The organism is Apibacter muscae (genome assembly GCF_007845595.1).
Lineage (GTDB): Bacteria > Bacteroidota > Bacteroidia > Flavobacteriales > Weeksellaceae > Apibacter > Apibacter muscae.
Genome location: NZ_SELI01000023.1, coordinates 191,069 through 204,864, shown reverse-complemented (window position 1 = coordinate 204,864; position 13,796 = coordinate 191,069). Strand labels below are relative to the sequence as shown.

The window sequence follows — 13,796 nt, the reverse complement described above, 5'->3', positions numbered from 1 at the left end:
TGTTTAATTTAATATTTATAAAAAATTTTTATAGCGGTTTTATTCTTAAGAATATTCTTTTATGATCTGGGTAATTTTCTCAACTTCTCTCAATTCCAATTCTGAAAACATGGGCAAACATAGAACTTCATTTGCAATTTTATTGGCTATGGATAGATTTGAAATTGAAGAAGATTCTAAACCTTTATAGGTAGGAAAATTACTTATTAAGGGATAAAAGTACCTACGGCAGAAAATTTCTTTAGATTTGAATATTTCATAAAGCTCGTCTCTAGTTTTCCCGTATTCAGACTTATCTATTAAAATCGGAAAATAGGAATAGGGCTTACTTACATTGTTTTTTGATGGTAATAAATGAATTCCTTTAATATCAGCTAGATTTTTTCTATAGAGTAAATCAATATTTTCTCTATTTTTAATCATTTGATCTACATATTTTAACTGCAATAAACCATAAGCTGCTTGAATTTCATTTAATTTTGCATTTATTCCTGGGGAAAGAACAGTTATTTCATCTTCAAAGCCAAAATTTTTAAGCTTATCAATTCTATCTTTTTCCTTTTTTGTATGAGATATTATTGCTCCTCCTTCAATAGTACTATAAACTTTAGTAGCATGAAAACTTAAAATGGATAAATCGCCAAAGTTTAAAATTGAATTATTATTTATCTTTGTACCAAATGCATGAGCAGCATCGTATAGAACCTTTAGTCCATAGGTTTCAGCAATTTTTTCAATTTTATCTACTTCACAAGGATTTCCATATACATGTACAGGGAGTATTCCTGTAGTTTTTGGAGTTATTGCTGCTTCAATTTTATTTGGATCAATGTTTAAGTATGTGGGTTCAATATCAACAAACACAGGTTTAATGTTGTTCCACCATAAAGAATGAGTGGTAGCAACAAAACTATATGGAGTTGTAATTACTTCTCCAGAAAGATTTAAGGCTTGTATGGCTGTAATTAAAGCCATTGTACCATTTGCGAAAAGACTTATATATTTCACACCTAAATACTTACATAGTTCCTCTTCTAACTCTTGATGTAAGGGACCATTATTGGTTAACCACTGTTTGTCCCATATTTTTATTAAATATTCATTAAATTCTTCTAAAGGAGGTAATTGAGGTTTAGTAACAGGAATCATAACATTAGCTTTAATTATTTTGAATTAAAAAATAATTTGCTAAATTAATCATATTATCTGATAATTTAAAATATATTTTATTCTATAATGTTCAATTAATTAGAAGATAATTAAATATTTGAAGATATATAGAATTAAATTATTGCTTATGTATCAATTTTTTTAGCTCTATAGACATTCCATTTTTGTTTATATTTTCTGCATATATAATGTATGTATCAACAAATGAATCTACATCAATTAAATTACAACTTTTAAATGGAGATATTTTTAAAAAATCTCTAACATTTGAACTTTCAATATTTTTCTGATCTTCATTACTTAACCAAGGTTCATTGATCTCGTAAGAATTACCCTTATCATCAACTTTATATTTTAAATAATGTCTATATGAAGCTACTAAAAAAGCAATTCGCTTTAAATCTTTACGATCTTCAATCATTTTGATTAAGTTAGGAACTATATATACTGGAAACTTGGACACCCCATCGGCGCATAATCTTGATACCTGATCACTAACTGCATGATTTGAGAATCTTTCGATTAGAATTTTTTTGTAATCCTCTAAATTTGTATTTGGAGGTGCTGGTACATAAGGAGTAATGTCTTCATTCATAAATTCTTTTACATATTCAAGTATATCTTCGTCATACATAGCTTCATCCACTTTTCTAAATCCTTTGAGAAATGCAGGATACGATAGTAAGGTATGTGAAGCGTTTAATAAGCTTAGTTTCATATTTTCATAAATATCTACTTCTTGGGTAAATTCCACTCCCACCCTTTCAAGATTTGGCCGTCCTTCTGCGAAGTTATCTTCTATCACCCATTGTATAAAATCTTCGCAATACACCGGGGCCTTATCTTCCATTCCGCTTAGGTTATTTAATTTAAAAATATCCTCAACAGTAGTTACGGGTGTAATTCTGTCTACCATAGAATTAGGAAAGGTAACCTTTTGTTCCACCCATGGAGCAAGTTCACTATCTTGAGCTTGGATAAAAGTTAGAAATGCTTTTCTTGCTGTATTCCCATTGTGTTGTAAATTATCGCACGAAAGGATTGTTAAGCCTTTATTGCACTTTTCTTTTCTTCTTCTTAATCCTTCTGAAATAAACCCAAAAATAGTCCTAGGATTTTGGGGATTTTCTAAATCGTGCTTAATCTGTTCTTCGTTTATGTCGAAATTACCGTTTTCTTTGTCTATATTGTAACCTCCTTCAGTGATAGTTAAAGAAATTATTCGTATACTTTCATCGGCAATTTTATTAAGTACGGCTTCTGGATTTTCAATTCCCCATATTAGTTCTTGTATAGAATTTATTTCATAAACTTTTTTGTCTCCATTTCTACCACAAACGGTAAGTGTATAAGCTAGATTTTGCGAATGTAAAGCATCCATTAATTTCTTATCGGAAGGAAGCAAGCCAACTCCGCATATTCCCCATTGGTTTTGGTCTTTAAATTCTAATAATTGATTGATATAATATGCTTGATGTGCTCTATGAAAGTTTCCTACACCAATATGTAAAATTCCACAATTAATAGTAGAAGATTCAAAATTTGATTTTATAAATTCCATAATTTAAATATTTAATTGCTCTAGGTTTTTTTTAAGAAACTTAGAATAACTAAGATATAAAAAATAGATATTTTATGCTAATTAATTGATAAAATTTTGAAAATTTAAATTATTATAACATATATTTAATTAATTTATCTGCAATTTTTCGATCATTGGAAAGTCTAGGTAACTTATTTTGTGCTCCCAGTTTTCCTATTTCTTTCATATATTCATTAAAACCATTTTTTTGTATAGGTGTAATTTTTAGTGTTCTTAGAATATTACCTGAAATAAGATCATCGTAGTAAGAATTCCTTTTTCTCATTGCATTATCTAATTCTAAGGCAAATTCATCTAGGTTGGTTGGGTAATTTTCAAATTCAATAAACCATTCATGGTATGGCAAACCTTCTTTTGGATTTACTTGTGGTGCTAATGTAAATTCTGTAACAATAATTTGTGATTGATTGGTAGCCTCTTGCATAGATTCTTCTACTTCGCAGGAAATTACATGCTCTCCGAAGGCGGAAGTAAAATGTTTAGTTCTTCCAGAAACTATAATTTTATAAGGTTTTAAATGAACAAAACGGATTAAATCTCCAATTTCATAAGCCCATAAGCCGGCATTGGTCGTTAGAATAATCGCATAATCTTTATTTAATTCAACTTCTTTTAAAGTTAATCGAGTCGGATTATTTTTTCCAATTTCTTCGGCTGGTACAAATTCATAAAAAATTCCGTGATTCACCATTAATAATAAATCATTGGAATTTACATCATCTTGAAAACCTATAAATCCTTCAGATGCAGGATAAGTTTGAATAGTATCAATCTTTTGCCCCATTAAGTCTTCTAATTTTTCTTGATATGGGTTATAATTCACTCCTCCAGTAACTAATAATTGAAGATTCGGAAACAAGTGTTTTATAGGTTTTCCAGATCTTTCGATCAGTTTTTCAAAGTACATGACTAACCAAGGAGGGATACCACCAATTAAAGTCATGTTTTGGTTTATAGTTTCATCAACAATTTTATCTACTTTAGTTTCCCAATCTTCTATGCAGTTGGTTTCCCATGATGGCAATCGATTTCTTTGTAAATATTTAGGAACAAAGTGTGCTGATATTCCGGACAATCGACCAATTTTTAATCCGTTTAGTTCTTCCAACTTAGGGCTACCTTGAAGAAATATCATTTTACCATTAATAAAATTTGAATTTCCGAATTTATGAATATAGTGCATTAAAGCCCCTTTAACACCTTCTACTTGAAAAGTCATAGATTTTTCAGTAACAGGAATATATTTGGTACCCGAGGTTGTCCCTGAGGTTTTTGCTAAATATTGTGGCTTATTACAATATAGAATATCTTTTTCTCCTTTTTTAATTTTATCAATGTAAGGTACTAAGCTTTCATAATCCTGTAAGGTAACTCTTTCCTGAAAATCTTTAATATTATTAATTTCAGAGAAATAATGGGCCTTACCAAAAGTTGTATTTTCAGCATCCTTTATTAATTTTTTAAACCATAAATTTTGATAATCTACAGGATTTTCAATCCATTTATAATCTTTCTTTACATAAAAGGAAGCCCATGCATTAGCTATTTTAGACTTTAAAAAGCTCATAAATTGGATTGCTTTTTAAATGCTTGCAATTTTTCTATTAATTGGGGTACAACTTCAAATAAATCTCCTACAACACCATAATCAGCAGTTTTAAAAAATGGTGCTTCAGGATCTTTATTTATTACTACAATGGTTTTACTATTTATAACTCCAGCAAGGTGTTGAATTGCACCTGAAATTCCTACAGCTATATATAGATTTGGAGCTATAGATTTACCGGTTTGTCCTACATGCTCAGAATCAGGTCTCCAACCTAAATCGGAAACTACACGTGAACAAGCCGTAGTGCCATCTAGAACATTTGCTAAATTTTCTAACATGTTCCAATTTTCAGGACTTTCAATGCCTTTACCTCCTCCAACTACAATTTTAGCATTTTCTATACTTATGGATCCTGTTGATATCTCTTGATCTAAAACTACATAGTTAGAATCCGGATTTATTTGAACTGTACTTTGTTCAATGGTACCTTCTACAGGTGATTGTAGAGCACCTATTGAATAATTAGAAATTGTTAAAACCTTACATTTATCATCAGTTTCCACAATAACATCTGCTTTTCCGGAAAAAACTCTCTTTTTTACCGTAAATGGAGATAAGGATAAAGGCAAAGAAACAACGTTTGTTATATAAGCCGCTTTTTTATCTTTAACAACATAGGGGGCTATTGAAAGACTTTCGGAGGAATGTGAAAAAAGAATCAAATTGCCATTGGCTATTTGAGAGATTACCGAGGCATACACCTTAGGGTTAAAATCTTTAAGTTTTTCATCATTAATTTTATGTACTAATGAAACTCCGTAATCCAATAATTTTTCAGGGTTATCTTCTGAATTTATTACAATAGCATAAACTTTATCTTGAGTAGAATCAGCAATTTTTTTTGCATAAGTAGCTAATTCAAATGCTGAGTTTTTAAAAATTTTATTTAAAGTTTCTATATAGATGTAAATCATTGTAAGTATAATTATAATAAGTAAATTCTAAATAACTTTAGCTTCATCATGAAGTAAATTAACCAATTCATCCAAATGATTGGGATCAATCAACCTAACTTCAGATCGTGCCTTCGCTTTTTCAAATTTGATCGATTTTAATTTGGAAGGAATATTTTGAGCTTCTTCAACTATAATTTTTTTAGTTCTAGCAGCCATTATACCTCTCATAGTAGGAATTTTAATTTCATTTTCTTTAACCAATCCTTTTTTACCGGCTAAAACAACTGGGAGTTTTAATTCGATTGTTTCCACACCATTATCGAACTCTCTAACAACACTTATTTTATTATTGTCTAAAATATTTATGGAGATCACATCATTGACAAAATTATATCCTAATAGTGCTGCCGTTAAGCCTGGCACAGCCGCGCCGTTAAAGTCTAAAGATTCTTTTCCTAACAAGAGAAGATCATAATTGTTCTTTTCGGCTATAGTTGCTATCTCATGGGCTACTATTTCGCTATCCGTAGGTTCAATATTTACTCTTATGGCTTCATTAATTCCCAAAGCCAAGGCTTTTCTCATTACTGATTCAATGGACGGTTCACCTACGGTAATCAAGCTTACTTCTGCTTGATGATTTTCTTGAAATTGCAAAGCTTTATTTACACAATATTCGTCTAATGGATTTATAATGAATTGAACTCCACTTTTATCGAATTTTGTGTCATTATCATTGAAATTTATTTTAGAAGTAGTATCCGGTACCGCACTAATAGCTACCAATATTTTCATATTATTAACATTTTCTCTGTACTAAAATAGTAAAAAGAATCTACACTACAAGAAGTAAAAGTGTAATAATGCATAGATAGACGTAAATATAATTCAAATTATACATTCTAAGTATATTATTGCCAATTGGTAGAAACATCTAGGATTTTTAGTAGTAAACATTTTGCTGTAGAACTATCTTGATGTATTTTTGGAATTCTTTTAATTAGAAATCAATTATGAAAAAATTTATAAACCTATTATTTTCAACTAAAACTACAGCTATAATGTTAGCTCTTTACGCCATAAGTATGGCATGGGCTACGTTGATTGAAAATAATTATGGTACGCCTGTGGCTAAAGCATTAATTTATAATTCTACTTGGTTTGAAATTATAATGCTTATATTAATACTAAATTTCATAGGGAATATACAAAGATATCAGCTCTGGTCTATAAAAAAATGGCCGGTTTTAATTTTTCATATTTCATTTATTTTTTTGTTTGTAGGAGGAGCTATTACTCGCTACATAAGTTATGAGGGACAAATGCATATTAGAGAGAATGAAACTACCAACCAAGTAACCTCTGAAGGAACTTTTTTAAAAACTCAAATTACGAATGATAAAGGAATAGTAAAAGCCTACAATGATATTCCTTTTATTTTTACGCCAGAAAATATTCCATTTCTATTAAAACCTTTTCAAAAAAAATTTAATTCCAAATATGACTATTTAGGAAAAATTGTTCAGTTAGAAAGCACCGGTTTTATACCTTGGGCACAAGATTCCATTCAACCATTACCGAATGGAAAAAAAATATTGAAATTAATAACTACAAGTGAAGAAGGCCGAAAAACTGAATTTATTGAAGAAGGTGCCTCTAAACAAATTCAAAATGCTTTAGTGGCCTTTAATGTTCAAAATCCTGATTCTACGGCAATTCATATTACGTCAAGTCCAGAGGATGAACTGACAATTTCTTCGCCTTTAATGGGTAGAAGAATGGTTATGACCACTCAGCAAGAACTAACCGTACAGGGAGAAAATAAAGTACAGCCTTTGCAATTGGCAAGCTTGTACCAGTTTCCCAATCTTACTTTCGTTGTTCCTACAGCACCAGAAAGGGGTAAAATTGTACATTATGCGGGTGATAAAAATAAAAATTCTTCAGATCCAGACTTGATTTTCATGAAAGTATCCTCGGGTAATGATTCTAAAGAATTTTCTTTTTATGGAAAAAAAGGCTGGACAGGATTACAAAAACAAGTAATGGTAGATGGATTGTTGGTTTCAGTGGGCTATGGCTCTAAAATTTATAAGACAGAACCTTTTTATTTAAAATTAAATAAATTTATCATGGAGCATTACCCCGGAAGTAATAGTCCTTCTGCATATGAATCTGAAGTTTCAATTATAGATGAAGGCAAAGAAATTCCTTATAAAATATACATGAATCATATATTGAATTATAAAGGTTATAGATTCTTTCAATCTAGTTTTGATCCTGATTTAAAAGGAACAATTTTGTCAGTGAATCATGATTTTTGGGGAACCACCATCACGTATATTGGGTATGCTTTGTTAATCTTAGGCATGTTTACAACATTATTTTGGAAAGGAACTCGTTTTTGGAAATTAAATGATCAATTGAAAAAAATTGCAAAAAATAAAAAAATGATGGTTCTTTTATTGTTCTTATCAAGCCTAATCACATATTCTCAGAATATTGATATGCATGGCACTGAGGATGGATCCATAAAAAAAGAAACCATTGTAGAGGGTGTACATGAGGGGAAACAGATTCATGAAAATAGTGGAAATAGTTCTAGTTCCATTTTTTCATTTAAAAATTCTATACCTAAACAACCTTTAGATCCGAAGGTTTTTTCAGAAACAATAAAAATTCCTAAGGAACATGCGGATAAGTTTGGAGAAATGTTAGTGCAATCTTTTGATGGTCGTATACAACCTACCAATACTTTAGCATTAGAAATTCTAAGAAAAATACACAAGAGTGATAAGTTTTATGATTTAGATGCCAATCAGTTTTTAATTTCCATTTCTTTGGATCCCTTATCATGGTCGCAAGTACCTTTAATTAAAGTGGGTAACAAAGGGGGCGATGATCTTAAAAAACTCACGCGTGCAAATGAAGATGGATATACCACTTTAATGAATTTATTTCCTCCCGGACCCGATGGGTTGCCTTACTTTGTACTGGATAGTGAGTATAAAAAATCTTTTGCAAAAAAACCTGCGGAACGCTCTAATTACGACAAAGAGATAATAGAATTAAACGATAAATTACAAGCTTTACAAGCGGTTATTAGTGGTTTATATTTACGTTTTATACCTATACAAAACGATCCTAAAAATACTTGGACTTCTTGGGCTACTCCAGATTTTAAAACGGATAGTACAGCTACACGTTTTATAGGTGGATATTTTAGAGCTGTTATGGATGCAGAAAAAACTGGAAATTGGAAATTGGCTGATGAGCAATTAAATAGAATATCTGAATATCAATACAAATGGGGAAAACAGGTGATTCCATCAGAAACCAAAATTCATTGGGAAATTAGATACAATCATTGGAACATATTTTTTAAAATAATGATAGTCTATGCCCTTTTGGGTACTGTACTTTTAACAATAGCTTTTGTAAAATTATTTTTAGATAAAAGCAGTATAATTACATTTTTAGAGCGCAGTTTATTACTCTTGGTTATAATTACCTTTATTATTCATGGATTTGGTTTAGGAATTCGTTGGTATATTTCTGGGCATGAGCCATGGTCCAACGGGTATGAAGCCGTAATGTTTATTAGTTGGATTAGTGTATTGTCTGGTTTCATTCTTTACAGAAACCGGAATGGATTTATTCCTGCGGCTGGATGCTTAGTAGCAGTAATACTAATGGGTTTTGCTCATGGAGGTGACCAAATGAATCCACAAATCACTCCTTTAGTTCCTGTGTTAAAATCTTATTGGTTGATGATTCATGTTGCAATAATAACGTCCAGTTATGGATTTTTTGGATTAAGCGCATTAATTGGTACTGTAGTATTGCTATTATTCACCCTTAATAATAAAAAGATTTATTTAAAGGTTGAAGATTCTATAAGAGAATTGACCATTGTAAATGAAATTTCCCTAACCATTGGAATATTTCTATTAACTGTAGGAACTTTTTTAGGTGGCGTTTGGGCAAATGAAAGCTGGGGACGTTATTGGAGTTGGGACCCTAAAGAGACATGGGCTTTTATTTCGGTTATCATTTATGCTGTAGTACTACACATACGATTGGTTCCTGGTTGGAGAGGCAAATATATTTTCAATTTATTATCTCTACTCTCATTTTCTAGTGTTATTATGACTTATTTTGGCGTAAATTATTATCTATCCGGTTTACATTCCTATGCACAGGGTGATCCGGTTCCTGTGCCTAATTGGGTGTATATTGTAATTGCCATTGTAACATTACTGGCCAATTCTTCTTATTTTGCACATAAACGTAAGTTTAATAAATAAAAATTTTGAATGCAGGATTTTCAATCAGAAATAAGATTTAGAACTTCAAGAAGCAGCGGTAAGGGGGGACAAAATGTAAATAAGGTTGAAACTATGGTTGAAGCCGTCTGGAATGTAAATGATTCAATTTTTTTTTCGGAGGATGAAAAACTACGAATCAACTTTAAATTAAAAAATAGAATCAATAAAGAAGGCGAGTTACTTGTTAAATGTTCAGAAAACAGATCTCAATTAGTGAATAAAAATTTAGTTTTAAAAAGAATTACTGATTTAGTATCTTGCTCTTTATATATACCTAAAAATAGAATAGCAACTAGAAGAAGCAAATCTTCCATAGAAAGGCGTTTGAAAGAGAAAAAAAAGAATTCGGAAATAAAAAAACTTAGAAATAATTCTATTTTATAAAAAACACTCTCTAATAGAGAGTGTTTTTTTATCACTTATATTCCAATTCTTTCAAATCCTTTCCTTATTTCCAACTCACTAAATTTGATTTACTTTCTATATCCTTAATTGACCTTTTCTTAGTTAGGTTTAGTTTTTTTTATCCGCTTATATAAATCTGAATTTACTTAAAAATTTTATTTTAACATAGCTAGGAAAATAGCTTCTGTTGAAGAAGTTTTAAAATAAAATAACAATTCACTCATTTTATTTACTCTTTCTAATTTCTTTTTTATATTTTTTATAAAGTATAAAACTTATAAAAGCTAAGATTACAATGGGCCACAAATAACATAAGGTTACTATGATGGTCTGTAAAATAATCCAACCACTTACAAATGCTGTTTTCAATCTATAGAATAAATGATTGTTATTGTATAACTGATAATGATCAGTATTCGGAACTATATTTTCTTGAAATGTATCTTTTCCTATTAAATTAATTGATACCGTTAAAAATTTAATTTTATCAGATAAAATAGCTTGGGCTAATTTGGTATGATCTAGATTAAGCTGTATATGGTCTTGTTGTTTAATTAAACGCTGTTTATTTTTATTAGGAATATTAACAGTATCAAGTTTTTTTTGTGTTTGAATCAATCTTTTTTCATCTAAACTAAGTTCTTGTCCTTGGTATGTAATATCAGTAGCTTCAATTACCCTTGTGTTTAAGTATTCTATTTCCGCATTTACATTTGCTAAAAATTGGCTTAAATAGATTTGAGGGACTTTTACCTGTATTTCGGCCAGCGTTTTAAAAATCTTAATTTCTTTTGCACTATCTGCTGATATTGGTTCAATCGTTTTTGATTTAAGTTCTGAATTGATCTTACTGGTTGTAATATATCCGCCTAAATCTATAACACTTCTTTCTATGTTTAAAGTGGATTTCAAAACATCTTTAACTTCCCCATCAATATGGGCTTTATGAATAAACTGCTTATTCGTTTGTTTTAAGGTAGATTCTATTGTAATACTTTCAATGGATTCGTCTAAAGTAGAATCTTTAAATCTTTTTTGTTCACAACTTATTAAACCAATAGCCAAAATAATTGGAAAAATAAACTTTTTCATAATATTTAATTTTGTGTTCGAAGCAAAAGTATTGAGCAATCTCTTGTAAAGTTTTAATCTTCTCTTATAAAATAATTGTAAATAAGTTTTACAAAATTGATCTATTGAAAATTAATTACTTAAGTTGTTTTAAAAGTGTAGAAAATAAAAAACAATACGTATATTTTGATCTATTTTAAGTTAAAATTCAAGTAATTAATAATTTTTTTTGTTCATCTGAAAAAACTAGTTTTATATATCGTGAATATTTTCAGGCATTTCTATGCATTATTCTTTTCAATGTTTTTATTTTCGCAAAAATTTTTTTTAAGAATCACCCATGAAACAATTTTTATATCATTTTTTTCAACTGAAGGAAAATCAAACGACAATAAAAAAAGAGTTATTGGCAGGAATAATTACTTTTCTAACCATGTCTTATGTGTTGATCGTAAATCCAAACATCTTATCTGAAACAGGCATGGATCGTGAAGCCTTGTTTACTACAACGGCATTGGCTACCATTCTTGCCACTCTTTTAATGGCATTTTTAGCAAAATTGCCTATAGCCCAGGGACCAGGGATGGGACTAAATAGTTTTTTTGCTTTTTCTGTGGTTTTAGGCTTAGGTTATTCTTGGCAATTTGCTCTAACAGCTGTTTTTATAGAGGGAGTGATATTTATTTTACTTACTTTTTTTAATATTAGAGAAATAATTATAAAGAGCATACCCAATGTATTAAAAGATGCTATACCTGCCGGAATTGGATTGTTTATTGCGCTTATAGGTTTTAAAGTGTCTGGTATAGTAGTGTCAAATCCTAATACTCTTGTTAGTTTAGGAGACTTTTCTCAGCATAATGTATGGATTGCATTTGCAGGGTTAATTGTTACCGCAATTTTCTTCGCAAGAAATGTCAACGGTGCTATATTAATAGGTATCATTGTTTCTACAATATTTGCTTTTATTTTAGGAGATATAACTTTACCAGAGGGTTCGTTTATGAGTGTTCCACCATCTATATCTCCCATATTTGGTAAAGCCATTGAACCTATGCTTACTTTGGAGGGATGGAAACAGATTTTTTCGGTAGATATGTTAATTATAGTATTTACCTTTTTATTTGTTAATTTATTTGATACGGTGGGTACGCTTATAGGAGTAGTCTCAAAAATGGGTATTACAGATAAGGATGGAAATTTTCCTAGAATGAAAAAAGCTTTATTCTCTGATGCTATTGGTACAACAGCAGGTGCTATTTTAGGTACAAGTACCATAACCGCTTATGTAGAGAGTGCTGCCGGAGTAGCTTCCGGAGGAAAAACGGGGTTAACTTCCGTAGGTACGGCTCTTATGTTTTTATTGGCTTTATTTTTTGCTCCTCTTTTTCTTATGGTTCCTACGGCTGCTACTGCTCCAGCTTTAATTATTATAGGATTATTTATGATTTCTTCAGTGGCAAAAATTAATTTTTCTGATTTTACTGAAGGTTTGCCTGCTTTCTTAACAATTGCTTTCATGCCATTTACTTATAGTATAGCTGAAGGTATTGTTTTTGGTATGTTAAGTTTTATGATTCTTAAAGTTTTTTCAGGTAGACATAAAGAAGTTTCAATGACCGTTTATTTAGTATCTGTATTATTTATACTAAAAATTGTTTTAGATGCCTTGCATATATTGGGATAGTAAAGTATCTATATAAAAAAAGCTGTTTATAAATTAAACAGCTTTTTTTATTGTATTTAAAAATTAATTAGAAATCTCCATAATTGACTTGAAAACAAGTAATTTTTAAATTTTTTCTCCACATATCTACTACTTGATTCCTGTCGTCCAAAACAAATTCAATATAATAGTTATTATTAATATGAGTTTCAAAAATTTCCTCTTTAACAATAGCATCTTTTCTCTTGTCCAAAGTTTTACGCATCCATAATTCGTTAAATGGAATTTTATATTTATTTAAAAACTCTAAAGTAGGCTCTTTAAATCTATCTTCCCGTCCAGAAACTAATAATATTTTGTACCCCAGTTGCGCATAATTCTTTAATAAATTACCAATGGGTTCATTTAAATGATCGTCATTGCATTTGGATGCATCAAACGGATTTCTTCCATGAATCAATGCCAATGTACCATCTAAATCACAGATGATAGCTTTGGGTAAATCTGCTTTCTGTTGGCGGATTTCCACGGGTAGATTTTCAATTTTTGAACGAATTGAAAAATCAAATTCATTTTTTAAAATTTCAAATTGCGAATACATTTTATTTAAAACTTTTTCAGGTATATATTTACCAGTTTCTTTGTAACGTGTTTCACATCGTTTCAACAATTCATTTTTTTCAATATCAAACAATTTAAAAGATATATCTGCTCGCGAATTGTATTTTTTTATATAATTATCTATATATTCTTTTTTGCAATGGGTAGCATCTATTAATACATTTATGTTTTTATTCAATAAAGCCGTGATTGAAGCATCAACCATTTCGGTGATTAAATTTTCTTGTTTATCTGAAAGATTTCCTTGAGTAAAGTTCATCATTCGGAAATCATCTCTACTTACTCTCATCCAATTCTCTTCTGTTCTTAAAAAGTATTTAGCAAACGTGGATTTTCCACTTCCTGGAGGTCCCACTAGTAATAATATATTTAAATTTTTTTTCATTATTTATATTCTTATTGGTTAAAAAATATATAATATTTAAGT

At 29.9% G+C, this 13,796-nt stretch carries 10 protein-coding genes; 3 read left to right on the top strand and 7 right to left on the bottom strand.

The genetic code is table 11. The annotated features are described in order from the left end of the window. Positions 1-45: 45 nt before the first annotated feature. The 5 genes from ETU10_RS09690 to ETU10_RS09670 form a co-directional block, all read right to left on the bottom strand. Positions 46-1,149 (bottom strand): DegT/DnrJ/EryC1/StrS family aminotransferase, encoded by a 1,104-nt coding sequence (locus tag ETU10_RS09690; RefSeq protein WP_146311857.1) that lies wholly within the window; start codon positions 1,147-1,149, stop codon positions 46-48. 139 nt (positions 1,150-1,288) lie between these two features. Continuing rightward, positions 1,289-2,731 carry a mannitol dehydrogenase family protein gene (locus ETU10_RS09685; protein ID WP_146311855.1) on the bottom strand — a complete coding sequence of 481 codons (1,443 nt, stop codon included), beginning with the start codon at positions 2,729-2,731 and terminating at the stop codon, positions 1,289-1,291. Between the two features lie 112 nt (positions 2,732-2,843). Beyond that, positions 2,844-4,340 carry a GH3 family domain-containing protein gene (locus ETU10_RS09680; RefSeq protein WP_146311853.1) on the bottom strand — a complete coding sequence of 499 codons (1,497 nt, stop codon included), beginning with the start codon at positions 4,338-4,340 and terminating at the stop codon, positions 2,844-2,846. Continuing rightward, positions 4,337-5,296, bottom strand: a complete 960-nt coding sequence (locus tag ETU10_RS09675) for an electron transfer flavoprotein subunit alpha/FixB family protein (RefSeq protein WP_146311851.1) — start codon at positions 5,294-5,296, stop codon at positions 4,337-4,339. Before ETU10_RS09675 ends, ETU10_RS09680 begins: the two co-directional genes overlap by 4 nt. Before the next feature lie 27 nt (positions 5,297-5,323). Beyond that, the gene (locus tag ETU10_RS09670) at positions 5,324-6,073 is read right to left on the bottom strand and encodes an electron transfer flavoprotein subunit beta/FixA family protein (protein WP_146311849.1); all 750 of its coding nucleotides are present in this window, start codon (positions 6,071-6,073) and stop codon (positions 5,324-5,326) included. Between the two features lie 218 nt (positions 6,074-6,291). Between ETU10_RS09670 and ccsB the strand changes: the two genes are divergently transcribed. Both ccsB and arfB read left to right on the top strand, forming a co-directional pair. Next, on the top strand, positions 6,292-9,585 hold the full coding sequence (gene ccsB / locus ETU10_RS09665; protein ID WP_146311847.1) for a c-type cytochrome biogenesis protein CcsB: 3,294 nt from the start codon (positions 6,292-6,294) through the stop codon (positions 9,583-9,585). Between the two features lie 9 nt (positions 9,586-9,594). Next, the gene (arfB, locus tag ETU10_RS09660; RefSeq protein ID WP_146311845.1) at positions 9,595-9,990 is read left to right on the top strand and encodes an alternative ribosome rescue aminoacyl-tRNA hydrolase ArfB; all 396 of its coding nucleotides are present in this window, start codon (positions 9,595-9,597) and stop codon (positions 9,988-9,990) included. A gap of 246 nt (positions 9,991-10,236) precedes the next feature. On the opposite strand, the gene ETU10_RS09655 is transcribed toward arfB, so the two are convergent. Continuing rightward, on the bottom strand, positions 10,237-11,103 hold the full coding sequence (locus ETU10_RS09655; RefSeq protein WP_146311843.1) for a DUF4349 domain-containing protein: 867 nt from the start codon (positions 11,101-11,103) through the stop codon (positions 10,237-10,239). A 319-nt stretch (positions 11,104-11,422) separates the two neighbouring features. Between ETU10_RS09655 and ETU10_RS09650 the strand changes: the two genes are divergently transcribed. Then, positions 11,423-12,769 (top strand): NCS2 family permease, encoded by a 1,347-nt coding sequence (locus ETU10_RS09650; RefSeq protein ID WP_146311841.1) that lies wholly within the window; start codon positions 11,423-11,425, stop codon positions 12,767-12,769. Positions 12,770-12,836: 67 nt separating this feature from the next. Here ETU10_RS09650 and ETU10_RS09645 read toward each other — a convergent pair whose 3' ends face one another. Continuing rightward, on the bottom strand, positions 12,837-13,754 hold the full coding sequence (locus tag ETU10_RS09645) for a phosphatase domain-containing protein (RefSeq protein ID WP_146311839.1): 918 nt from the start codon (positions 13,752-13,754) through the stop codon (positions 12,837-12,839). Positions 13,755-13,796: the final 42 nt, after the last annotated feature.